General features: G+C 59.3%; 22 protein-coding genes and 2 tRNA genes. 9 read left to right on the top strand and 15 right to left on the bottom strand.

From position 1 onward, the window contains the following. Positions 1 to 26: 26 nt before the first annotated feature. Positions 27 to 437 carry a YHS domain-containing (seleno)protein gene (locus ACR0DO_RS03265; protein ID WP_480556707.1) on the top strand — a complete coding sequence of 137 codons (411 nt, stop codon included), beginning with the start codon at positions 27 to 29 and terminating at the stop codon, positions 435 to 437. A gap of 198 nt (positions 438 to 635) precedes the next feature. Further along, complete coding sequence (locus tag ACR0DO_RS03260) at positions 636 to 1106, top strand: CoA-binding protein (RefSeq protein ID WP_480556706.1); 471 nt, start codon at positions 636 to 638, stop codon at positions 1104 to 1106. On the opposite strand, the gene ACR0DO_RS03255 is transcribed toward ACR0DO_RS03260, so the two are convergent. The 4 genes from ACR0DO_RS03255 to ACR0DO_RS03240 all read right to left on the bottom strand — a co-directional run bounded on the left by ACR0DO_RS03255 (position 1103) and on the right by ACR0DO_RS03240 (position 4134). Next, entirely contained in the window at positions 1103 to 1669 is a 567-nt protein-coding gene (locus ACR0DO_RS03255; protein ID WP_480556705.1) for a hypothetical protein, read from the bottom strand. The genes ACR0DO_RS03260 and ACR0DO_RS03255 overlap by 4 nt on opposite strands. Before the next feature lie 73 nt (positions 1670 to 1742). After that, positions 1743 to 2060 (bottom strand): phosphoribosyl-ATP diphosphatase, encoded by a 318-nt coding sequence (locus ACR0DO_RS03250; protein ID WP_480556704.1) that lies wholly within the window; start codon positions 2058 to 2060, stop codon positions 1743 to 1745. Then, positions 2057 to 2818 carry an imidazole glycerol phosphate synthase subunit HisF gene (gene hisF / locus ACR0DO_RS03245; protein WP_480556702.1) on the bottom strand — a complete coding sequence of 254 codons (762 nt, stop codon included), beginning with the start codon at positions 2816 to 2818 and terminating at the stop codon, positions 2057 to 2059. The genes ACR0DO_RS03250 and hisF overlap by 4 nt, the downstream gene beginning before the upstream one ends. Before the next feature lie 104 nt (positions 2819 to 2922). Next, positions 2923 to 4134, bottom strand: coding sequence for a polyamine aminopropyltransferase (locus tag ACR0DO_RS03240; RefSeq protein WP_480556701.1), 1212 nt, complete (start codon positions 4132 to 4134; stop codon positions 2923 to 2925). A gap of 766 nt (positions 4135 to 4900) precedes the next feature. On the opposite strand from ACR0DO_RS03240, the gene ACR0DO_RS03235 reads away from it, so the two are divergent. Both ACR0DO_RS03235 and ACR0DO_RS03230 read left to right on the top strand, forming a co-directional pair. Beyond that, the gene (locus ACR0DO_RS03235) at positions 4901 to 5293 is read left to right on the top strand and encodes a DUF302 domain-containing protein (RefSeq protein ID WP_480556700.1); all 393 of its coding nucleotides are present in this window, start codon (positions 4901 to 4903) and stop codon (positions 5291 to 5293) included. A 117-nt stretch (positions 5294 to 5410) separates the two neighbouring features. Beyond that, complete coding sequence (locus ACR0DO_RS03230; RefSeq protein WP_480556698.1) at positions 5411 to 5782, top strand: hypothetical protein; 372 nt, start codon at positions 5411 to 5413, stop codon at positions 5780 to 5782. Between the two features lie 17 nt (positions 5783 to 5799). Here the strand turns inward: ACR0DO_RS03230 and hisA are convergent, their stop codons facing one another. Continuing rightward, positions 5800 to 6522: a 1-(5-phosphoribosyl)-5-[(5-phosphoribosylamino)methylideneamino]imidazole-4-carboxamide isomerase gene (hisA, locus tag ACR0DO_RS03225; RefSeq protein WP_170441145.1), complete on the bottom strand. Its 723-nt coding sequence runs from the start codon at positions 6520 to 6522 to the stop codon at positions 5800 to 5802. A gap of 134 nt (positions 6523 to 6656) precedes the next feature. On the opposite strand from hisA, the gene ACR0DO_RS03220 reads away from it, so the two are divergent. Then, complete coding sequence (locus ACR0DO_RS03220) at positions 6657 to 7055, top strand: DUF2147 domain-containing protein (RefSeq protein ID WP_480556697.1); 399 nt, start codon at positions 6657 to 6659, stop codon at positions 7053 to 7055. Between the two features lie 3 nt (positions 7056 to 7058). On the opposite strand, the gene hisH is transcribed toward ACR0DO_RS03220, so the two are convergent. Further along, positions 7059 to 7697 (bottom strand): imidazole glycerol phosphate synthase subunit HisH, encoded by a 639-nt coding sequence (gene hisH / locus ACR0DO_RS03215; RefSeq protein WP_480556695.1) that lies wholly within the window; start codon positions 7695 to 7697, stop codon positions 7059 to 7061. Continuing rightward, positions 7698 to 8285 (bottom strand): imidazoleglycerol-phosphate dehydratase HisB, encoded by a 588-nt coding sequence (gene hisB / locus ACR0DO_RS03210; protein ID WP_170325762.1) that lies wholly within the window; start codon positions 8283 to 8285, stop codon positions 7698 to 7700. It abuts the gene before it with no gap. A gap of 154 nt (positions 8286 to 8439) precedes the next feature. On the opposite strand from hisB, the gene ACR0DO_RS03205 reads away from it, so the two are divergent. After that, positions 8440 to 8679: an Lrp/AsnC family transcriptional regulator gene (locus ACR0DO_RS03205; RefSeq protein ID WP_074735480.1), complete on the top strand. Its 240-nt coding sequence runs from the start codon at positions 8440 to 8442 to the stop codon at positions 8677 to 8679. Here the strand turns inward: ACR0DO_RS03205 and ACR0DO_RS03200 are convergent. The 3 genes from ACR0DO_RS03200 to ACR0DO_RS03190 all read right to left on the bottom strand — a co-directional run bounded on the left by ACR0DO_RS03200 (position 8676) and on the right by ACR0DO_RS03190 (position 9811). Further along, the gene (locus tag ACR0DO_RS03200) at positions 8676 to 9542 is read right to left on the bottom strand and encodes a GNAT family N-acetyltransferase (RefSeq protein ID WP_480556693.1); all 867 of its coding nucleotides are present in this window, start codon (positions 9540 to 9542) and stop codon (positions 8676 to 8678) included. The two genes, ACR0DO_RS03205 and ACR0DO_RS03200, sit on opposite strands and share 4 nt — an antisense overlap. Positions 9543 to 9627: 85 nt before the next feature. After that, a tRNA-Gly gene (locus ACR0DO_RS03195) sits at positions 9628 to 9702 on the bottom strand. A gap of 34 nt (positions 9703 to 9736) precedes the next feature. Next, positions 9737 to 9811: transfer RNA gene (locus ACR0DO_RS03190), tRNA-Gly, on the bottom strand. Positions 9812 to 9959: 148 nt separating this feature from the next. Here ACR0DO_RS03190 and ACR0DO_RS03185 point away from each other — a divergent pair. Next, on the top strand, positions 9960 to 10112 hold the full coding sequence (locus ACR0DO_RS03185) for a hypothetical protein (RefSeq protein WP_480556692.1): 153 nt from the start codon (positions 9960 to 9962) through the stop codon (positions 10110 to 10112). A gap of 15 nt (positions 10113 to 10127) precedes the next feature. Here the strand turns inward: ACR0DO_RS03185 and ACR0DO_RS03180 are convergent, their stop codons facing one another. From ACR0DO_RS03180 to ACR0DO_RS03165, 4 genes are all read right to left on the bottom strand, one after another. Beyond that, positions 10128 to 10511 carry an MAPEG family protein gene (locus ACR0DO_RS03180; protein WP_480556690.1) on the bottom strand — a complete coding sequence of 128 codons (384 nt, stop codon included), beginning with the start codon at positions 10509 to 10511 and terminating at the stop codon, positions 10128 to 10130. A gap of 79 nt (positions 10512 to 10590) precedes the next feature. Next, positions 10591 to 14028, bottom strand: coding sequence for a pyruvate carboxylase (locus ACR0DO_RS03175; RefSeq protein ID WP_480556688.1), 3438 nt, complete (start codon positions 14026 to 14028; stop codon positions 10591 to 10593). 124 nt (positions 14029 to 14152) lie between these two features. Then, on the bottom strand, positions 14153 to 15310 hold the full coding sequence (locus tag ACR0DO_RS03170) for an alpha-hydroxy acid oxidase (RefSeq protein WP_480556686.1): 1158 nt from the start codon (positions 15308 to 15310) through the stop codon (positions 14153 to 14155). Positions 15311 to 15349: 39 nt separating this feature from the next. Then, the gene (locus ACR0DO_RS03165; RefSeq protein ID WP_480556685.1) at positions 15350 to 17143 is read right to left on the bottom strand and encodes a sensor domain-containing diguanylate cyclase; all 1794 of its coding nucleotides are present in this window, start codon (positions 17141 to 17143) and stop codon (positions 15350 to 15352) included. A gap of 179 nt (positions 17144 to 17322) precedes the next feature. Here ACR0DO_RS03165 and ACR0DO_RS03160 point away from each other — a divergent pair, with 179 nt between their 5' ends. Next, positions 17323 to 19869 carry an ATP-dependent helicase gene (locus ACR0DO_RS03160; protein ID WP_480556684.1) on the top strand — a complete coding sequence of 849 codons (2547 nt, stop codon included), beginning with the start codon at positions 17323 to 17325 and terminating at the stop codon, positions 19867 to 19869. Positions 19870 to 20277: 408 nt separating this feature from the next. On the opposite strand, the gene ACR0DO_RS03155 is transcribed toward ACR0DO_RS03160, so the two are convergent. Next, positions 20278 to 20502, bottom strand: a complete 225-nt coding sequence (locus tag ACR0DO_RS03155; RefSeq protein ID WP_480556682.1) for a DUF1127 domain-containing protein — start codon at positions 20500 to 20502, stop codon at positions 20278 to 20280. A 905-nt stretch (positions 20503 to 21407) separates the two neighbouring features. Between ACR0DO_RS03155 and mraZ the strand changes: the two genes are divergently transcribed. Beyond that, a complete protein-coding gene (mraZ, locus tag ACR0DO_RS03150) occupies positions 21408 to 21911 on the top strand; it encodes a division/cell wall cluster transcriptional repressor MraZ (RefSeq protein WP_170441167.1) in 504 nt (167 codons plus the stop codon). Positions 21912 to 21915: the final 4 nt, after the last annotated feature.

The raw sequence follows: 21915 nt of genomic DNA, 5'->3' as shown, positions 1-21915 counted from the left end.
TTCTTTTTGGCGCGATGACCGCCGCTATGATTGCTCCTGCTGCGATGGCGCAAGAGATGCCCGTGTACTATGAGGCCAATGGTGCGGCCATGGCTGGGTATGATCCGGTGTCCTATTTCGCAGGCGGCACTCCGGTTCGCGGTCAGCCGGAATACGCGGTGGTGTGGAAAGGGGCCGAATGGCACTTTGCCTCGGATGAGAACCGTGAGGCGTTCGAGCGTGACCCGCGCGCCTTTGCCCCCCAGTTTGGGGGCTATTGTGCATACGCCATGGCCAATGGGACACTGGTCGGTACGGACCCGATGGCTTGGCAGGTGGTTGATGGCCGTCTGTACCTGACCCACTCGCCTAAGATCGAAGAGATGTGGCGTGAAGCGACGGCCGAATACATCCGCATGGCCGAGGCGCACTGGCCCGTTGTTCTGTACGAGCAATAGGCGGAGTTCCGCTTTTTGTGACGTGTCATCACAAAAATGCGCGCACCCTCTTTTTTTATCTCAACTTATGCCTAAATGTCACAGTGACCGCGGAACGGAACTGCCGCGGGTCATTTCACTGTCCCTCGTTCCAACAACTGGCGCTCAGGTTCGACCTGGGCGCTTTTTTCTTTGCGGCACCCGGATTAGGGTGCCCGCATGAGCGACCATTCCGACGATTTTCTGAAAGACATCCTGCAGCGGACCAAAGTGATCGCTGTTGTCGGCGTTTCCATGAACCCGGTGCGGCCCAGCTATTACGTGGCGCGGTATCTGTCGTTGAAGGGATACACGGTCATTCCGGTCAATCCGGGCCACGCCGGGACCGAACTGTTTGGTCAGACCGTCCGGGCCTCATTGTCCGAGATTTCCGAACCGGTGGACATGGTCGATATCTTCCGCCGCTCAGAAGCGGTACCGCCGATTGTCGATGAGGCGCTGGCTGCATTCCCGAACCTGCGTACGGTCTGGATGCAAATCGGTGTCGAAAACCCTGACGCCGCCGCCAAAGCGCAGGCGCGCGGCGTGGATGTGATCATGAACCGCTGCCCCAAGATCGAGTATCAGCGCCTGTTCGGAGAGTTGCGCATGGGTGGATTTGCTACCGGCGTGATCTCGTCCAAAATCTAGCCGCCAGCATAGGGTAAAAGCTCACCGTATTGTTCCACCCGGCGCTTTTGTAGCACGACCTCGCGCGGCACCCATTCGTATTTCGTGTCTTCAACCAAGGGTGACCAGAACAACACCCCGCCATAGCGCCACGGGTCCAGCACAACGCCGTCATACATCGTCTCACCCTTGCGGCTGATAATAGCGGTGCTGTGGTCGATTCTGAACGGGTTGTCTGCGTTGGCAATGGCGCGGTGCAGGTCCAGTGTCTGGAAGTTCTCCTGCTTCAGTCGCCGCTCGATATCCTCGGCCCAGTGCCAGCATAACCCGCGCGGGCGCAGGCCCTTGTTGACCTTGGCGTTGTGGATCAGCGGAGGATCGGTGATCTCATACTCCTGAACCAATTGCGCGGTATAGGAATAGGCGATGCGGGCGGCGCGGTCGGCCTCTTCCGGGTCGATATCGGGGCCAAGGCTGCGGATTTCGGTCGCCAGCCGCTGCACCTCATCCCCGGAGGAGGGCGGAGGCGTCGAACACGCGCCAAGTGTCACAAGGGCCAGAACAATGGCCAAAGCTCGGATCATTCTCATGCCCTTCGATCTGTGGACCGTGAGGCCTGATCATAAAGGGTAGGGCGGGGTGACGAAACCCTGTCGCTTAGCCTTTGGGGCGCGCGGCTTTTTCAGCAATGCCGCTGAGGCCCTGGCGGCGTGCCAGTTCGGCCAGAACATCATCCAGCGCCACGTCCCGCGCGGCCAGCATCACCAGCAGGTGATAGAGCACATCCGCAGCCTCGGACGTCAGCCCGTCCTTATCGTTCTTGACGGCTTCGATGATGGCTTCAACTGCCTCTTCGCCGAATTTCTCGGCACATTTCTCGGGGCCTTTGGCCAGCAGCTTGGCGGTCCAGCTTGAATCCGGATCAGCCCCCTTGCGGGCCTCGATGGTGGCGGCCAGATCGTGCAGAATGCTCATGTCAGCCTCATAGGGATGCCTGCGGCGGCCATATGTTCCTTGGCCTCGCGGATGGTGTATTCGCCGAAATGGAAGATCGAGGCGGCAAGCACGGCGCAGGCGCCGCCTTCGGTCACACCCTCGACCAGATGATCCAGATTGCCGACGCCACCCGAGGCGATTACCGGCACGTCCACGGCATCGGAAATCGCACGGGTCAGGGGCAGGTTGAACCCTGCCTTGGTGCCGTCTCGGTCCATCGAGGTTAGCAGAATCTCACCCGCGCCTTTGGCGACGACGGTTTTGGCGAACTCCACCGCGTCGATACCGGTGGGTTTGCGGCCGCCGTGGGTGAAAATCTCCCACTTGCCGGGGCTGACAGTCTTGGCGTCAATGGCGCAGACGATGCATTGGCTGCCGAACTGATCCGCCGATTCCGCAATCACATCGGGATTGGCCACGGCGGCCGAGTTGAAGCTGACCTTGTCGGCGCCCGCCAGCAGCAGGGCGCGCACGTCGTCCTTGGTGCGCACGCCACCGCCCACGGTCAGAGGGACAAAGCACTGTTCCGCCGTGCGCTGCACCACATCGAACATAGTACCCCGATTTTCATGGGTGGCGTGGATGTCCAAAAAACAGATCTCGTCCGCACCGGCGGTGTCATAGGCCTTGGCCGATTCCACCGGGTCGCCCGCATCGCGCAGGCCAACGAAATTCACGCCCTTGACCACGCGGCCATCGGCGACATCCAGACAGGGAATGATGCGGGTTTTCAGCATGTCGGCGTCCTTTGTTGCCGCACCTCTACCGGCAAAGCCCCGCCGATGCCAGTGCCGAGAGATTTGAATTTGCTGCGCCACAACGCCTGTGGCGCAGCCTGCCCCTAGTTCTGAGCCAACATCCTGAGCGCCGACAGCAGATTGGCCTTGTCGTCAGTCCAGGCGTTCTGACCATCAGCGATCATGGGATGCCAAGCTTCGGTGCCGGTGAACCCAGCGATGCGGTTTTCATCACGACTCAGGATGGCGACAAGCGAGTTTGCGGCACCCTGTTTCTGGGCCTCTTCACCGACCGTCCCCCACTTGATCGCCGCGTGCAGACAAAGCGTTTCAGAGGCCCGTGCCAGTTGCGGGGCCGGATTGTAGTACTTGTTCGAGATGTGGAAGACCAAAGTTCCGTCCCGGTTCAACTGGCTCATATAAGTCTGGATCGCTTCCAAAGTGATCAGATGCAGCGGAATGGCGTCCGAGCTATAGGCGTCCAGCACCATGATATCGAGGGCGAATTTCTGATGTGCCAATACGATCCGCGCATCCCCCAAATGGGTGGTCGCTTCAGGGGCGCAGTCTGACATGTAGGTGAACAACTCCGGATCGCGGGCGATCCGATCGACGGTCTCATCGATCTCGAAGAATTCCCACGTTTGGTGTGGCTGTCGATAACAAGCCAGCGCGCCGGTCCCCAGGCCGACAATGCCAATCTTGTCTGCGGTCCGCCCGTATTCCGAGGTCAGAACTTCGGCCATCGGCCCGTCCGGATGATAATAGGATGATCCAACCGGACGGATACCGGGGGCGGTCAGCCTTTGCCCGCCATGAATCGTAGTGCCGTTTTTGTAGACCCGAAAACCGTCACGATCATAAACCGCGTGTGTTCCGAAAAAGCTGCGGTCACGGAAATGCACATCGGTTGTTGGAACCAAGGTCGGCGCCAACAAAATCAAAAGAGCCGCCGCCATCTGCGTCGGTCTTTTTCTGAAGCAAAGCAGCACTCCAGCGACCAGAATAGCTGAAATAACCGTGGGCAGCGTATTTGCGTCCGTCGCGTCACCTTGGTTCAGTTTCCAGATCACGAAAGCAAGCGGAGCGGCCGCCGCAGCGCCAAGCAGAGCCTGACGAAGGTTGAAACTGCCGGACTGGATCAGGAACAGCCCCCCGGCGGCAAGCAGGGTCAGGGCGAACTCGATCTCTCGGTCAAACACGGCAGGTGCGATGATCGAGTTGAACAACCCGCCACAGGCACCACCGACCGAAAGGGCAAGGTAGAACGTCGTCAGGTGCTCGGCTGGTGGCCGCATATAGGAAATAGGGGTCATTGGCTGATGGCCCGCCGGACCGGGAATACCACGCCTGCAGCAATGGCGCGTTTGCGGACAGCACCGCAAATGGAACCCCAACGCCCGCCGCAAACAGCAATAGCGTTTGCAGTGCGATGGATTGCGAGGAATCGAACCTCCAGCCTTCTTGTGTGGCCAGGGGCAGAAAGCCAAGCGCCAGCAGCCACAGGGCCAGATGTGTCACAAGTTGCCACCGCAGGGTAAACCAGCGGGTCAGCATATGGGCATACAGATATCCGAGAATCAGCATCAGCTGGAAAAACAGCATGGCGGTGGTCCAGACCGCCGGAGTCCCGCCGATTTTGGGCAACACAAACTTGGCAAACAGCGGTTGAACAAAGAACAGCAAGCTGGCGCTGACGAAAATTGACGCGCAAAACTGATGACCGGAGCGTAATAGCGCCAATTCTCTGTCGGCTGCGATGCGTTCGAAAAGGGCGCGGGTGAGACTCCGGTATAAGATAGCGGTCCAGCCGTATTGACTAATCTCGACCATTTTGCGGCTGATCAGTGCAAACTCGCCGCGTTTGTGTGGAATTGTTCACGATTTGAGATCGATTGACGGGTGCGCAGGTTGCGGCAGTTATGGCGAAGGCCGGAACCGGCAAAGCCCCGCCGATGCCGGAGATGTGATTGCCACATCGCTCAAACCTGTGGACACTGTCCCCAAATTCATCAGGAGATCAATGAGATGCGTAAACTCTTTTTGACAACCGTTTTTGTAATTGGAGGAGCTGTCACCGCTATGGCAGACGACATCATCAAGGTAAACACCGCCAAATCGGTGTCCGAGGCGTTGGACGCGCTTGAGGCGGCTGTTGGCAACGCGGGCGCAACGGTCTTTGCGCGTATCGACCACGCGGCGGGGGCCGAGAAGGTCGGGCTGACCATTCCGGCCAATCAGGTTCTGATTTTCGGCAACCCGGCGCTGGGCACACCGGCCATGCAGATCGACCCGCGTGCCGGCCTGTTCCTGCCGCTGAAAGTGCAAGCCTACGAGGATGAGAACGGTCAGGTCTGGCTGGCTTATGAGGATCCGAAAGAAACGATGGACGAGCTGGACGCCGTCGAAAACTCCCCCGTCATCGAAAAGATGCGCGGTGCGTTGGCCAAGCTGACGGCGGTTGCGGCGCAATAACAAAAACGGATGTGCCGGAAGCATTGACTGCTGGCACATCTTCCCCTCGGCAATTTGTTTGATTGCCAGGGTTATGGTAAATTCCCCGCATTTCAGAAATTTAGGGAGGAGGTCTCCATGAAACCTTCATTGCATATGATGTGGATTGCTGGAGCGTTTTTTGTGACTGTATCAGGCGCCGCGCAGGCCCAGGATTTCATGACACAAAAGGAAATATTGGCGACCATTCCGGGCTCGACGATTTACGGTATTTCGAATCAGGATAACCAAACCCAATGGGCGCAGGCCTACAGCAAAGGCCGTAAAAAGGGCAAGCTTGCCGGTAACTCTGGTGGCAATAAGTATGAAGGCAAATGGTATGTCGATGGCGACATGTGGTGTGAAGAGACCGGCGATTGGGTGGGGTGCTTTCAATTCGTTCGCATAAGCGAAAAGGAACTGCAGCCGTACAAAGACGGGCAGCCCAGGAACAAATGGACAATACAGTAACTCGCTGCTGAACGGCTCTATTTGCTCAGAGTGGACAAGGCCTCTTTCAGGTCAATCGCGCCGTCATAAAGCGCGCGGCCGGAAATCGCACCGTTCAGGTCCACACCGCAATCGCGCAGCGCTATCAGATCGTCCAATGAGCTGACGCCACCCGAAGCGATCACCGGGATCGATACGGCGCGGGCCAGATCGGCGGTGGCTTCTATATTCGGACCCTGCATCGCGCCGTCGCGGTTGATGTCGGTATAGATGATGGCGGCAACGCCTGCGTCCTCGAAGCTGCGGGCCAGATCGGTGACCTGCACATCGGTTTCCTCGGCCCAGCCCTTGGTGGCGACCATACCGTTACGGGCGTCGATGCCCACCGCGACCTTGCCGGGGAATTCTCGCGCGGCCTCACGCACCAGATCGGGGTTTTCCACCGCGACGGTGCCCAGAATCACGCGGGCCAGCCCCTTGCCGATCCAGGTCTCGATCGTGGCCATATCGCGGATTCCGCCACCCAACTGGGCGGGGACGTCGCAGGCTTTCAGGATGGCTTCGACCGGGGCTGCGTTCACCGGCTCACCCGCGAAAGCTCCGTTCAGGTCGACAAGGTGCAGCCATTCGCAGCCCGCCTCGACGAATGCGCGGGCTTGCGCGGCAGGGTCTTCGTTGAACACGGTTGCCTTGTCCATTTCTCCGCGCAGCAGGCGCACGGCCTGGCCGTCTTTGAGGTCGATGGCGGGGTAAAGGATCATGATCGGCGGCCCTATATCAGTGTTACACGCGCGGGATATCGCACAAGCAGGGCAGGGGATGCAACGCGACGCTAAGTCATTCTTGCCCAGTTGGGTTCCGCCCGTCAGACTGACGGCAAAACAGGGAGGAAATCATGAAGAAAATTACTCTTGCGGCAGGCTTTGCAGTATTGGCAACGGCGTCTTTCGCTGATCCGGTCGATGGCCTTTGGAAGACGCAGCCAGGTGACGAAGGCGGCTATTTGCATGTCTCGATCGCGCCGTGCGGTAGCGCAATCTGTGGCACGATTGACAGTGCCTTTGATGGCAACGGCAATCAGCAATTGGCCTATGAGAATCTGGGCAAGCAGATGATCTGGGATATGGAGCCTGAAGGCGACGGAACCTATGCCAATGGCAAAATCTGGGATCCGGAACGCGACAAGACCTACAACTCGAAAATGACCCTCGACAGCCAGAACGAGCTGACTGTCAAGGGGTGTGTCGCGGGTGGTTTGGTCTGTCGCGGACAGACTTGGACGCGCATTCAGTAAGCTTTACGGAGCCCAGGTCAGGAAGTTCCCGATCATGCGCAGGCCCACGTCCTGGCTTTTTTCCGGGTGGAACTGCATCCCAACCATCGTGTCGCGGCCGATCACGGCCGTGACCTCTTGCCCATAGTCCACATAGGCCAACCGCTGCGCAGGATCGCTGACGCGGAAATGGTAGGAGTGGACGAAATAGGCGTGATCACCCGATTTCACGCCGTCGAAAACGGGATGTTCGCTTTCCAAAACCAGATCGTTCCAGCCCATATGCGGGACTTTCAGCGCCCGGTCCGAAGGTTCGATCCGCACTACGTCACCGGCAACCCAGCCCAGACCGTCCGTGTCGGTGTATTCGTGACCCTTTGAGGCCATCAGCTGCATCCCGACGCAGATACCCAGAAACGGCCGGCCTTTCTGTTCGACCGCCTCGACCATCGCGTCATAGATGCCCTTGTGGCCGCGCAGCTCGGCAGCGCAGGCCGGAAAGGCACCGTCGCCGGGCAGCACCAACCGGTCCGCCCGTGCGACGACATCCGCGTCCGAGGTCACGGCAACCTCGCCCGCGCCCACCTCGCGCGCCATGCGTTGAAATGCCTTTTCGGCCGAGTGCAGGTTACCGCTCTCGTAATCAATGATAGCGGTCAGCATTTACAGCGCGCCTTTGGTCGACGGAATCGCATCCGCCTTGCGCGGGTCGGTTTCCACCGCCAGCCGTAGGGCGCGGGCGACGGCCTTGAAGGCAGCCTCGGCAATGTGGTGGCTGTTGAAGCCGTGCAACTGGTCGATATGCAGGGTGATGCCGCCGTGGGTGGACAGCGCCTGAAAGAACTCGCGCACCAGTTCGGTGTCGAATGTGCCGATCTTCTGGGTCGGCAGGTCCACGTTCCAGATCAGGAACGGGCGCGCCGACAGATCCAGAGCACAACGCACCTGCGCGTCGTCCATGGGCAAGTGGCATTCGCCATAGCGACGGATGCCTTTCTTGTCGCCCAAAGCCTGCGTCAAAGCCTGACCCAGCGCAATCCCCGTATCCTCGACGGTGTGGTGGTCGTCGATGTGATAATCGCCCTTGGCGCGGATCGTCATGTCGATCAGCGAATGGCGCGCAAGCTGGTCCAGCATGTGGTCAAAGAAGCCAACGCCGGTCTGATTGTCATAGGTGCCGGTGCCGTCCAGATTGACCTCGACCGAGATCTCGGTCTCGGCGGTCTGACGGCTGATCTTTGCGCTGCGCATGGGCGAATTCCTTTTGCTACAGGCGCGCTTATAGACGGGGAAGGGCGGGGTTTTCCAGACCGCCCGTCGCATTCGCCGCAAACTGTTGCAGGGGATTGCGCCCGGTCGCGGCCCGTGCCAGCCTGCAGGCAGCTCAATCAACAAGGCCCGGCCCATGTCCACCTGCGTTTTCATCCAAATCCGCTGCAAACCCGGCACCACCTACAAGGTAGCCGAGGAAATCGCCTTGCGCGAAATCCATTCCGAACTGTATTCGACCAGTGGTGAATATGACCTGCTGCTGAAGCTCTACATCCCCGAAACCGATGATGTGGGGCATTTCATCAATGAAAACCTGCTGGTGATTCCCAATATCGAACGGTCGCTGACCACGATGACGTTCAAGGCGTTCTAACCCAGTTCAAACGTGGTTACGCCGAAAATACGGCTCAGGTCGATGTCCGGCTCGTGATCGGAATACATCCGCGCCGTTTCAAACACCTTGTCCAGCTCCAGCTCCTTTGCCAATGCGAAGGCTGCGGGGTTGGGTTGCGGCATGTCCACAAAAATCTCGTGTTCGTTGTGATCCTCGGGGATCGCAACCAAAAGCGCGCCCAGCAAAGCCCGCGCAATATCGGGCGTATCCGCAAATAACGGCCCAACCTTATACCCGGTCAGACAAGGACGCAGGGTTGCATATCCCCGGATCCTGCCGTTATCGGTATAGAGCTTTGACACATGGCTATAGGCGCTCAGCCAGCTCTCCAGAAACAGATCACGCGGCGCAGGAAACAGGTGGCGGTCGTAGGCCTTCAAATCGTCTGACGCGTTAGTCACATCGGTAACGTGATCGTTTGGTCCAGTGTCCAACTTGGCCAGCATCCGGGTTTTCGTGCCCGCAAAGCGATAATTGTTATAGGCAAAGGTAAAGCCGGACTTTCGGTAATTGTCCTGCTGCTCGACCACGCCATCCAGCCCCATGTTGCGTCCCGTGCAATGGGCCAGCGCGTGGCCTGCGATCTCAAGCCCGTGGCCGTGGTGCCGAAACTCGGGCTTCACGATGTAGAACCCCAGGAATGAAAACGCGTCGTCGTAGTTCACCGCTGAAACAGACGCGATCATCTCACCATCCAGAAACCCGCCCAGAAACCCATCCGGGTCCGTCGGGCGAAAGCACGCGGCGTCATGGACGCCCGGATTCCAACCCTCACGGCCCGCCCAGTCCACGGCGTGTTCAACCTCGGCGGCGGTGAGAGGGCGAATGACATAGTCCGACATGGGCCAATTCCGTGCATGATTGAAATCACTGCCAGAATGGCGCAACGGTGGCAAAAGAACCAGAGTGTTGAGGGAGGTTGGTATCTGGAGCGGGCGAGGCGATTCGAACGCCCGACCCTAACCTTGGCAAGGTTATGCTCTACCCCTGAGCTACGCCCGCATCAGATACATATGCTGGTCCGAAGACCTCTCAATGGAGCGGGCGAGGCGATTCGAACGCCCGACCCTAACCTTGGCAAGGTTATGCTCTACCCCTGAGCTACGCCCGCGCCGTTGAGTGAGGAGGGATGTATAAATTCCCACGCGGGGCTGCAAGCGGAAAAACACAAAAAGGCGGAAAAATCTTTCGACGGAATCCCGCGCGTGCGCCGTTCAACACTTAGAGCAGCATAAAACAAGAGGGTTCGAGGAGAGGACATGACACGGATAGCAGATATGAAGATGGCCCTGCTGGCGGCACTAATCGTGCTGACATCGGCGCTTTGTATGCCGGAGAAGGACAGGCTGGGTGAGGTTGAGCCTGTCCTGAGGGATGCGCCGCAGGTCGAAACGCGGGTACTGGCGGGGTAGACCCCGCCGACTAGATCACAGCGCCAGAACGATATTCGCGATAGCGGCCACCAGAATCGCTGTGAAGGTCAGGAGCATCCCGATCTGGCGCAGAATGACGATCTGCGGGCTGCGTCCGAATCCATAGGCGTGCAACAGGCGGCCGCTCAGCAATGTCAGGCCTAGCAAGTTCAGCAGCAGCCCACCTGCGCCTTGTAGTTCGACCATCGCGATCAACAGCAGGGCAAAGGGGGTGTATTCGACAAAGTTGGAATGCGTCCGCATCACCTTGAGCATCGCCGAACTACCGCCGTCGCCGTAGGAAATCTTGTCGCTGCGCCGCTGACTGATGACCTTGACGCTGAGCGCGACAAACAAGATTGCCAGCAATGCGGCATAGACTGGTGTGATTGACAGCATGGGCGTTTATCCTTCTCGGGTCGAAAAAAGGCCGCCCGGTTCCCCGAGCGGCCCCTGTTAGCCCAGAAAGCTAAACCGGTTATTCCAGTTCGACCAGCAGGTCCTTTGCGTCAATCTGCCCACCGGGTTGAATGTGAACAGCTTTGACCGTGGCATCGCGTTCCGCGTGGATGCCGGTTTCCATTTTCATCGCTTCGATGGTCAGCAGCAGATCGCCCTCTTTGACCTCCTGGCCGGCGGTCACGGCGACAGTGGCCACAACGCCCGGCATCGGTGCACCAACGTGGTTGGCGTTGCCGGCTTCGGCCTTGGGCCGCGCCTGGGTAGACGATGTCACCAGGCGGTTGGGCACCCGGATCACACGGGGTTGGCCGTTGAGTTCAAAGAACACTTTGACCTCGCCCTTTTCATCGGTCTCACCGATGGCCTGGCAGCGGATTTCCAGCGTCTTGCCGGGATCGATCTCGGCGGTGATCTCTTCGCCCGGCTCCATCCCGTAGAAGAAGGTGCGGGTGGGCAGGGTGCGAACCGGACCATAGGTGCGGTGGCGGCCCATGTAATCCAGAAACACCTTGGGATACATGAGGTAGCCGTTCAGGTCCTCGTCATCGACCTCTTTGCCTTCCAACTGCTTGGACAGATCGGCGCGGGTGGCCTCCAGATCGACCGCAGGAACATCCTTGCCGGGGCGTTCGGTGTTCGGGGCCTCATCCTTCAGCACCTTCTTGATGATGGTGTCAGGGAACCCGCCCGGAGGCTGACCCAGGTTGCCGCGCATCATGTCGACCACCGAGTCGGGGAAGGCCACATCGGTCGAGGGGCTTTCCACGTCTTCGCGGGTCAGGCCCTGGCTGACCATCATCAGCGCCATGTCACCGACCACTTTGGACGACGGCGTCACCTTGACGATGTCACCGAACATCTGGTTCACGTCGGCATACATCTGCGCGACCTCGTGCCAGCGTTCCTCCAGACCCAAGGAACGCGCCTGCGCCTTGAGGTTGGTGAACTGACCGCCGGGCATTTCGTGCAGATACACTTCCGAGGCCGGAGCTTGCAGGCTGGATTCAAACGCCGCGTACTGGCCGCGGACGGCCTCGAAGTAATCGCTGATCTCGCGGATCGCCTTGATGTCCAGACCGGTATCACGCTCGGTATGGCGCAGGGCCTCGACCACGGTGCCCAGCGTCGCCTGCGAGGTGTTGCCCGAGAAGCTGTCCATCGCGCAATCCACCGCGTCCACGCCCGCCTCGGACGCGGCCAGAATGGTGGCGCTGGCGATGCCGGCGGTGTCGTGGGTGTGGAAATGGATCGGCAGGCCGACCTCTTCCTTCAGCGCTCGGATCAGGATGCGGGCCGAAGCTGGTTTCAGCAGACCCGCCATATCTTTCAGGCCCAGAACATGGGCGCCTGCGTCGCGCAGCTCTTTCGCCATGCCGACATAATATTTCAGGTCGTATTTAGAGCGATCCGGGTCCAGAATGTCGCCGGTATAGCAGACGGTGCCCTCACAGATCTTGCCGTTTTCCACGACCGCATCCATGGCCACGCGCATGTTTTCAACCCAGTTCAACGAGTCGAACACGCGGAACACGTCGATGTTTTGCGACGCCTGACGCACGAATTCACGCACCACGTTGTCGGGATAGTTGGTATAGCCAACGCCGTTTGCCCCGCGCAGCAGCATCTGGGTCATCAGGTTCGGCATCGCTTCGCGCAGGTCGCGCAGACGCTGCCACGGGCATTCCTGCAAGAACCGATAGGCCACGTCGAAAGTCGCACCGCCCCAGCATTCGACCGAGAACAGTTGCGGCAGGTTGGCGGCATAGCTGGGGGCCACCTTGATCATGTCGATCGATCGCATCCGGGTCGCCAGCAACGACTGGTGACCGTCACGCATGGTGGTGTCGGTGATCAGCAACTGCCGCTGGGCTTTCATCCAGTCTGCGACAGCCTGCGGGCCTTTCTGCTCCAGCAGGTTGCGGGTGCCCATTTTGGGTTCGCCCTTCAGTGCGGGGGGCTTGGCCTCTTTCAGATCGGCGCGCGGTTCCGGGCGGTCCTTGGTTTCAGGGTGACCGTTCACGGTGATATCCGCGATATAGGTCAGAACCTTGGTACCCCGGTCGCGGCGGCGCTTGAAGGTGAACAGGTCCGGTGTCGTGTCGATGAACTTGGTTGTGTATTCGTTCGACAGGAAGGTCGGGTGCTTCAGCAAATTAATGACAAAGTCGATATTGGTGCTGACGCCGCGAATACGGAACTCGCGCAGGGCGCGGTCCATCCGGGCAATCGCTGCATCGGGCGTTGGCGCCTTGGCGGTCACCTTGGTCAGCAGCGAGTCATAGTACCGCGTGATCACCCCGCCCGCATAAGCCGTGCCGCCGTCCAGACGGATGCCCATGCCAGTGGCCGAGCGATAGGCGGTGATACGGCCATAATCAGGGATGAAGTTGTTCTGCGGGTCCTCGGTGGTGATCCGGGTCTGCAGCGCGTGGCCGTTCAGGTGCACATCGGCTTGGCTTGCGGCACCGGTGGCCTCTGCCAGGGTTTTGCCCTCGGCGATCAGGATTTGAGCCTGAACGATGTCGATGCCGGTGACCTCTTCGGTGACGGTGTGTTCCACCTGCACGCGGGGGTTCACTTCGATGAAGTAGAACTTGCCGGTTTCCATATCCATCAGGAATTCGACCGTGCCGGCGCATTCATAGTTCACATGGGCGCAGATCTTGCGGCCCAGCTCACAAATCTCGGTGCGCTGTTCTTCGGACAGATACGGGGCAGGGGCGCGTTCGACGACCTTCTGGTTCCGGCGCTGGACCGAGCAGTCGCGTTCAAAGAGGTGATAGATCTCACCATGCTTGTCGCCGAGGATCTGAACCTCAACGTGGCGGGCACGGGTGATCATCTTTTCCAGATAGCCCTCGCCGTTGCCGAATGCGGCCTCGGCCTCGCGGCGGCCTTCCAGAACCTTTTCTTCCAGCTCATCTTCCGAGTGGATTGGGCGCATACCGCGCCCGCCGCCGCCCCAGCTGGCCTTCAGCATCAGCGGATAGCCGATTTCCTTGGCTTCGGCCCGGATCGCGTCCATGTCATCGCCCAGCACTTCGGTCGCCGGGATGACCGGCACGTCTGCCTGAACGGCGACACGGCGTGCACTGGCTTTGTCGCCCAGGGCGCGCATGGTTTCCGCCTTGGGGCCGATGAAAGTGATGCCGTTCTGCACACAGGCATCGACGAAATCGGGGTTTTCGGACAGCAGGCCGTAGCCGGGGTGGATCGCATCCGCACCGCATTCCTTGGCCACGCGGATGATTTCATCAATGCTGAGATATGCCGCAACCGGGCCCATGCCTTCGCCAATGCGATATGCCTCATCCGCCTTGAAACGATGCAAGCCCAGCTTGTCTTCTTCGGCGAACACAGCGACGGTGCGTTTGCCCATCTCATTGGCTGCACGCATCACGCGAATGGCAATCTCGCCCCTGTTGGCGATCAGGATCTTTTTGAAGTCGGTCATTTTCGGTCCCGGTCTTTATGGTTTGGCCGTGTTAGTAGGCGGACAATACGCGCTCGTATATCAGTCCTTCTGGGTAGAACCGGCATGTTATCGCTCGCAAACGCCGCCTTTTGGCGTGATTGTCTTACACTCGCTGCACTGCAGCATCAATGTTTGCGATTGCCGTCGGGATTTCCTGCAGGTTTGAAAGACCCATTTGGCCCATATTGGCGAGCATGTCCTGACGCAGGATGTCGATGACATGCGCGGGTCCTTTTGCGCCCAAGGCGCTGATACCATACAGGAATCCGCGCCCGAGCATGACAAAGTCCGCGCCCAGTGCCAGTGCGCGCAGAATGTCCAGGCCGCCTTCGACACCGCTGTCGAAGATCAGGGGCAGGTTTGTCGCCTCACGGATCAAAGGTAGCGCATTGATACTTGCAGGCGCTCCGTCAAACTGCCGTCCACCGTGATTCGAGACCCAAATGGCATCAACACCGGCCTTTTGCAGCCGTTCGGCATCTTCGGGGCGCATCACGCCCTTTATGATGAACGGTCCGTCCCATGCGTCCCGCAACCAATTGACATACTCCATGTCTGGTGAAGTGCGCAGCAGGTAGCCAGCATGGGCGGTCGGCGGCAGGGCACTGTCCCCGTCAATATACTTGTCCAATGTCCGCATCCGGGGCATCCCATTTTGCGCCATGCCCAAGGCCCAGGCTGGACGCAGGGCGATCTGGGCCAGCAGGCGCGGGTTCAGTCGCGGAGGATTGGTCAGGCCGGACCGCGTTTGCCGTTCCCGCCGCGAGGCGACCGGGACGTCAACGGTCAGCACAAGAGTCGAGAACCCGGCGGATCTGGCGCGATTCAGCATGTCGGTGCGAATGTCCGGGTCTTTCGGCGGGTACAGCTGAAACCAGGCGTGCCGCCCAAGATGAGGGGCCAGATCCTCGGGGCTCTGGCTGGCGACCGTCGAGAGCGTGTAGGGCAGTCCCGCCTCTGCGGCGGCACGTGCCAGCAGCCCTTCCGCGTCCGGCCAGATCAGACCGGCCATTCCGATGGGCGCGATGCCGAAGGGCAGGGGAAAATCCTGCCCCAGAAAACGCGTGCCGGTATTAAATTCGATGGGGCCATGCAGGATCGAGGGCAGAAACTGCATCTGATCCAGCGCGGCCCGGTTGCGGTGCAGTGTGGTCTCGGTGCCTGTGCCGCTTGCCAGATATTCCCAGACGAAGAAAGGAATCCTGCGCTTTGCGCGGCGCTTCAGGTCGGCAAGGCCGGGGAATGAGCTGTGCAGGTCCATATGAATTGATCCAACCTGCGCAGCGATTCTGCAAGGTTTTCAAGCGGCTGAGGACGGTGGCGCGGATTTGGACGCCCGTTTGTGCTTTGCATCTGCCACCGTCGAAGGGACCGAGGCTGCACCTTTGGCGACCTGCACCTGATTCCGGCCCTTGTCTTTGGCCATATACAGCGCGTCATCCGCTGCACGCATCAGGTCCTGCGGCATGGTGCCATGCGCCGGGTAGTGGGCGACGCCCACGGAAATCGTTATGCGCGGCAAGGATTTTTCGCCATACCGCACCGAGACAGCCTCGACAGCCTGCCGCAATTGTTCGGCGCGGGTCATGGCATCGTCGGGCGTGTTGTCCGGCAGGATCAGCATGAACTCCTCTCCGCCGATGCGGCAGGCGACCTCGTCCCGGTCGCAGCCCTGTTCCAGGGCCGATCCGACCGCGCGCAGCACCATGTCGCCCGCATCATGCCCGTGGGTGTCGTTGAACTTTTTGAAATGGTCGACATCCACCGCAATCAGGCTCAGCGAGGCGCCTGTCTGTTGGCTGCGGCTGATGGATTTGCGCAGCGTTTCGGTCATGTGCCGGCGGTTGAACAACCCGGTCAGCGGGTCGCGCACCGACTGGTCATGCAGTTGATCGCGCATCCGGACATTCGCGATCGCCATGCTGATCTGTTCGGCGCAAAGCTGGGCCAGCTTCTTGCTGGAATGAAACACTTCGTCACAACCCTCATGCGCCCGCAGATGTAAAAGACCAACCGTTTCCCCGTGGGCCAGAATGGGAAAGCAGAAATAGGGCCGACCATCATGCGGTTCGGCATGTTCGCAGACAAAGTCGATCTCGGACGCGCCATATTCATAGGTGCGCCCCCGCCGCAGACCCCAGCACCCTTCCGGATGGATATGCGATTTGTGCGTGCCGCCATTCCAGCTGGCACAGCCATCCAGCACATCGCGTGAATTGGAATAGACATACACACTGCCTTCGGCCTCGGGCAGGATATGGGTCATGAAGCGCGAGACCATGTCGAACAGCTCATCCAGCGAGCGGCTGGATTGCAACCATTCGTTCAACTCGCCCAGCAAGCGGACCTCACGCGCAAGGCGCAGTTGGTCGTCCATCAGTTCACGCTCTTTTGCGGCGCGGCCCCGCAGGTTGCGCACCTGTCGCCGGTTGGCGCGGAAAATGACCAGTGTCACCGTCGACAGGGCAAGCAGGGCAATGCCGCTGAGCACGGTCAGCAACAGGCGAACCCGATTGATGAACAGATTCCGCACCTGCGTGATGTCCGAATAAAACTCGATTGCACCGACAAAGCGGCCTTCGCGGATGACAGGGGTATAGATTTCGGCCACGTGGCGGGTCTGCGGCCCGGTGAACTCCAGCAGGTTGCCGTCGAAATCGTCCACTTCGGTCAGGGGTTTTTCTTCATGTTTGTATACGATGTTTCCCCGGCCCAGCACGTCGCTGAAATAGGAGTCGCTGTTGACCGAACCCACGTCCGTGGCGCGGGTCGACCAGATCACCCGCCCTGCATCGTTGAAGAGTTTGAAGCGGTAGATGTCCGAGGTTGCGGGCAGCAATTCCAGAAACTCTTCATCGTGGGCGTCCAGCTTGCCGGTGCGAAAGGTGGCGTCAACCTCCTCGAGGTGAGAAACCACCTGCCGGTTCATCTGCGCTGCGGCGTGGCGCAGGTCGGATTCCAGCATCCGGTCGACCACCGGCGCGGGAATCGCGTAAATTCCCCAACCTGACAGGGCCGTGAGGCCTCCCATCGTCAGAAGGATACCAGCAAGTTTCAGACGGGACACCATGTCCGATCCGTTAGTGTTTTTCATGATCCGCGCTCCCACAGCTTTGACCTCAGCATCGGATGCAAGCTTTGACAGTGGGTTAACGCGAGCGTGGCGCAGCGAAGCCTATTGGTTAGAATTGGCGATAAAGGGGGTGAAAAACTGTGCGAACAAGGGGTGAACAAACTCTTTCCCTCGGCGCGCATCCGGCGTAGTTTGGGGGGATGAGCAGTAACGACGAAATGGACGCCTTTGAGGGCGCATCACTGTCCGCGCGGGCTATGGCCACGCGACCCACGCCCTATCTGGATGAACTGAACCCGGCGCAACGCGAGGCGGTTGAACGGCTGGACGGTCCGGTTCTGATGTTGGCCGGGGCGGGGACGGGCAAAACCAAGGCGCTGACCGCACGCATCGCGCATCTGCTGAGTACAGGGCGGGCGCGCCCGAATGAGATTCTGTCGGTGACCTTCACCAACAAGGCCGCGCGCGAGATGAAAAATCGCGTTGGGCGCCTGTTGGGGCAACCCGCCGAGGGGATGCCGTGGCTGGGTACATTCCATGCGATCTGCGTCAAGCTGCTGCGCCGTCATGCGGAGCTGATCGGAGATGGTCACGTGCCGCCGGCTGCGGACGTCTCTGATGGGCCTATTGACCCATTGGGGATGCAAGAAGCGTCAAATTACGATCTTGGACCCGTTCCCCAACCGCAAGGGCCGGATGTTTCGCAAGCTCAGGTTGTCAATCGGACGAGTCACCTGAAATCGAACTTCACCATTCTGGACACCGACGATCAGTTGCGGCTGTTGAAGCAGCTGATTCAGGCGGCCAATATCGACGACAAACGCTGGCCTGCGCGGATGCTGGCCGGGATCATTGACGATTGGAAGAACCGTGCGCTGACACCCGATAAGGTACCCGCTGCGGATGCGGGGGCGTATAACAATAAGGGTATTGAGCTTTATGCCGCGTATCAGCGCCGCCTGTTGGAGTTGAACGCGGTGGATTTTGGTGACCTGCTTCTGCACATGGTCACGATTTTCCAGACCCATCAGGACGTTCTGGAGCAATACCAACGCTGGTTCCGCTATATTCTGGTGGACGAGTATCAGGATACCAACGTCGCCCAATACCTGTGGCTGCGACTGCTGGCCGGGGCGCACAAGAACATCTGTTGTGTGGGGGATGACGACCAGTCGATCTATGGCTGGCGCGGGGCCGAAGTGGGCAATATTCTGCGGTTCGAAAAGGACTTTCCCGGAGCGTATGTGGTGCGGCTGGAGCAGAATTACCGCTCGACCCCGCATATTCTGGCTGCCGCGTCGAATGTGATCCGCGGCAATGAAAGCCGTTTGGGCAAAGAGCTGTGGACTGACGCGAAAGAGGGTGAAAAGGTTCGGCTGATCGGCCATTGGGATGGCGAGGAAGAGGCCCGCTGGATCGGCGAAGAGATTGACGCGATGCAGGGCGGCACGCGCGGCGTGAGGCCGATGAACCTCGATGAGATTGCGATTCTGGTCCGTGCCTCGCATCAGATGCGGGCGTTTGAGGATCGGTTTCTGACCATCGGTCTACCTTACAAGGTGATCGGCGGCCCTCGGTTCTATGAGCGGATGGAGATTCGCGATGCCATGGCCTATTTCCGGTTGGTGGTCAGCCCCGAGGATGATCTGGCCTTCGAGCGGATCGTAAACACGCCCAAACGCGGGCTGGGCGACAAGGCGCAGCAGACCATTCAGGTGGTGGCGCGGGAAAACGGCGTGTCTCTGGTCGAGGGCGCGCGGATTGCGGTTGAGAACGGGCTGATCAAGGGCAAGGGCGGCAAGGCCCTGCGCGAGTTGATCGACGGGCTGGCGCGTTGGAATGCGATGACGCGTGGGCCTCGGATTGAGGTCGATGATGATACGGTGATTGATGATGGCGTCTCGCCCATCCGCTATGGCGCGCCCGAACATACCCATATCGAACTGGCGCAGATCGTTTTGGACGAATCCGGTTACACTGGGCATTGGCAGAACGAAAAGACGCCCGAAGCGCCGGGGCGGTTGGAAAACCTCAAGGAATTGGTCAATCAGCTGGACAATTTCGAGAACCTTCAAGGGTTTCTGGAGCATGTCAGCCTGGTGATGGACAACGAGCAGGACGGCGACGGGGCCAAGGTCTCGATCATGACCCTGCATGCGGCGAAGGGGCTGGAGTTTCCAGCCGTATTCCTGCCGGGGTGGGAGGATGGCTTGTTCCCCTCGCAGCGTTCAATGGACGAGCAGGGGATCAAGGGCCTCGAAGAGGAACGGCGGCTGGCTTATGTGGGGATCACCCGCGCAGAAGAGGTCTGTACGATTTCCTTTGCCGCCAACCGGCGGGTGTTCGGGCAGTGGCAGAATTCCATGCCGTCGCGATTCATCGACGAATTGCCCGAGGATCATGTGGAGGTGCTGACGCCTCCGGGTCTCTATGGAGGAGGTCAGCCGACGGCCAGCATCGAAACGCGCGCGGCTGAGGCGAATGTCTACAACTCACCCGGCTGGAAGCGGATGCAGGCGCGGCAGGGGCAATATGGTACATCGCAACCGCGGGAGAGCCGAAACACGGTGATCGACGCCACGGCGTTGGCCAGTTTCACTTTGGGTGAGCGCGTGTTTCACCAGAAATTTGGCTATGGCGCGGTGATCGGCATCGAAGGGGACAAGGTCGAAGTTGATTTCGACAAGGCGGGCACAAAAAAGGTGGTCTCGCGATTCCTGTCGGCCAAGGACGACGTGCCGTTTTAGCCAAATGGAATGTGCCTGACGGCACATGCTCGATTCTTTTGAGGGGCGCCCGGCTTTGGCCGTGGCGCCTTTTCCTGTCTGAAAACGTAAAAACGGCGGTTCCCAGGGAGGAGGAGGGGAACCGCCGTTCTTTTCAACATCAGGGCAGGGAGGAGGAGAGCCCCGATGTATCCGAACCCGGGTTTGATCCCGGTATGAGGAAGACGCGGCGACGTCAGGGAGGAGGAGAGACGTCGCCGCGCGCTTTCAACACCGGGAAAGGGAGGAGGAATACCCGGTGTGTCAGTTTCCGGCGTTCAGGGCCGGTATAGGGTGCGGCGACATCAGGGAGGAGGAGAGATGTCGCCGCTGTAATACAGGTCCTAAAGGGAGGAGGAAGGACCTGATCCTGGTTATTTCGGTGCGCGCTTAATGCGCGACGTGTTCTTCGGCCGCTTGCATTGCCAAGCGGCGGATCATCGAGCGGTGCAGGCCCAAATCGGCCAGTTCGCGATTTGTCAGCTCGGACAGTTCGTTAACTGTCTGGCGGTAGACGCGATACCGGACGAACCGGGTCTTTGCAGCCTCAACCAATGAAGCCAGGCCAGTTGCTGGTGCGCCTTTCAGCGCGGTCTGATGTGTTACTGCGGCCATTTGCGTACCCGATAGTTCTTGTCATTGCCGGTGTGTCCCGGCGCTTGCTTGAGACTGAAAATAGGCAAATGCTGCAATTGCACAATAGCTCACGTCGTCAATGCTGCTATGCGGCAATTGCATAGATATCAACGTGTTGGGCGTTGGGATACCTAAAGAGCTTTAAAGTAAGGGTTTCACCATCGCGTCAACGGCCTTCGCTTGGGTCTGAACGGTGGGGAGGGTTTGCGGCTGCTGCTTCTTTGTGCGCCTTCTTGTGAAATTTGTGCGTTCTGAAATCGCTATGTGGCGGCAAGCCCTTTCGGTGGATGTCGCGGGCCTATGGGAATTCATGGGCGGGGGTTGAGAGGCTTTGGGTCGGACGTCGGATAATGCGTTGTCCCGGGTGATTCGCGGAGGGATTGGCGTTTGGGTCGGTGGTCGGATGCGAGAATCTCAAGAACTTTGAAAATTTCTGGGAAAGCATGGGACAAAATGGGCGTTAACCTGATTGTACTATATGTAGTGTTTTATTTTTACGCAGCGCATATTTGTGGTGCAAGTTGCATGGTTTTCATTTGATTTCAGCTTGGTTATGTTGTGGGTTCTTTGGTGAGTCGGTGAAATTTATTGTTGATTTCCATAAATTCCCATGTCATCCCTTATACATCCGATGAGGACGAGGCACATGGGGCGCCAAACGACCCCGAACCAACAAAAACAGGTTTCATACAGGCATCTCGCTTTCATCAATCAAGAGATCCGGCGCGCGGGCGAGCAGACATCCCCCCAGGTGGCGCGCGCAGCTGGACATCCCGCACAGCGGGTCAATGCGGCGGGTTGATCAGTGGCAGCAGATCAACCCGCCGTTTTACATCCGGGGGGCGTGAAATTTAGGTGGGGCGCAAGCGAAAGGGACAGTCGTCTTGGCGCGCAGGTTTAGAGGCGAAAGCCAGCATAAGGTTGATACGAAGGGCAGGGTCTCAATCCCGGCCTCGTTTCGCCGTGTGCTTGAGGCCTCTGACCCCAATTGGCAGCCCGGAGACACGCCTGAACTGGTGATTGTCTACGGCGACCACCGCCGCAAATTCCTTGAATGCTATACCATGCAGGCAATCGAAGAGGTCGACGACAAGATTGACGCTTTGCCGCGTGGCTCGATGCAACGGAAGATGCTGCAACGCATGTTTCATGGTCAGTCCTTCCCGACCACGGTGGACGAAACCGGGCGCTTGGTGCTGCCCGCCAAGCTGCGCAACAAGATCGGGCTTGAGGGTGAGGCGTTCTTTATTGCCGCCGGCGACACGTTCCAGATTTGGAAGCCAGAGACATACGAATCCGAAGAGTTGGCCGCCGCCGAGGATTGGCTGGACGAACAGCCCGAGGACTTTGATCCTCTGGTCTATCTAGATGGCGTCGGGGACGCGTAGCGGC

The sequence above is a fragment of the Ruegeria sp. AM9 genome (assembly GCF_056540565.1).
This window is presented reverse-complemented; position numbering and strand designations above follow the sequence as displayed.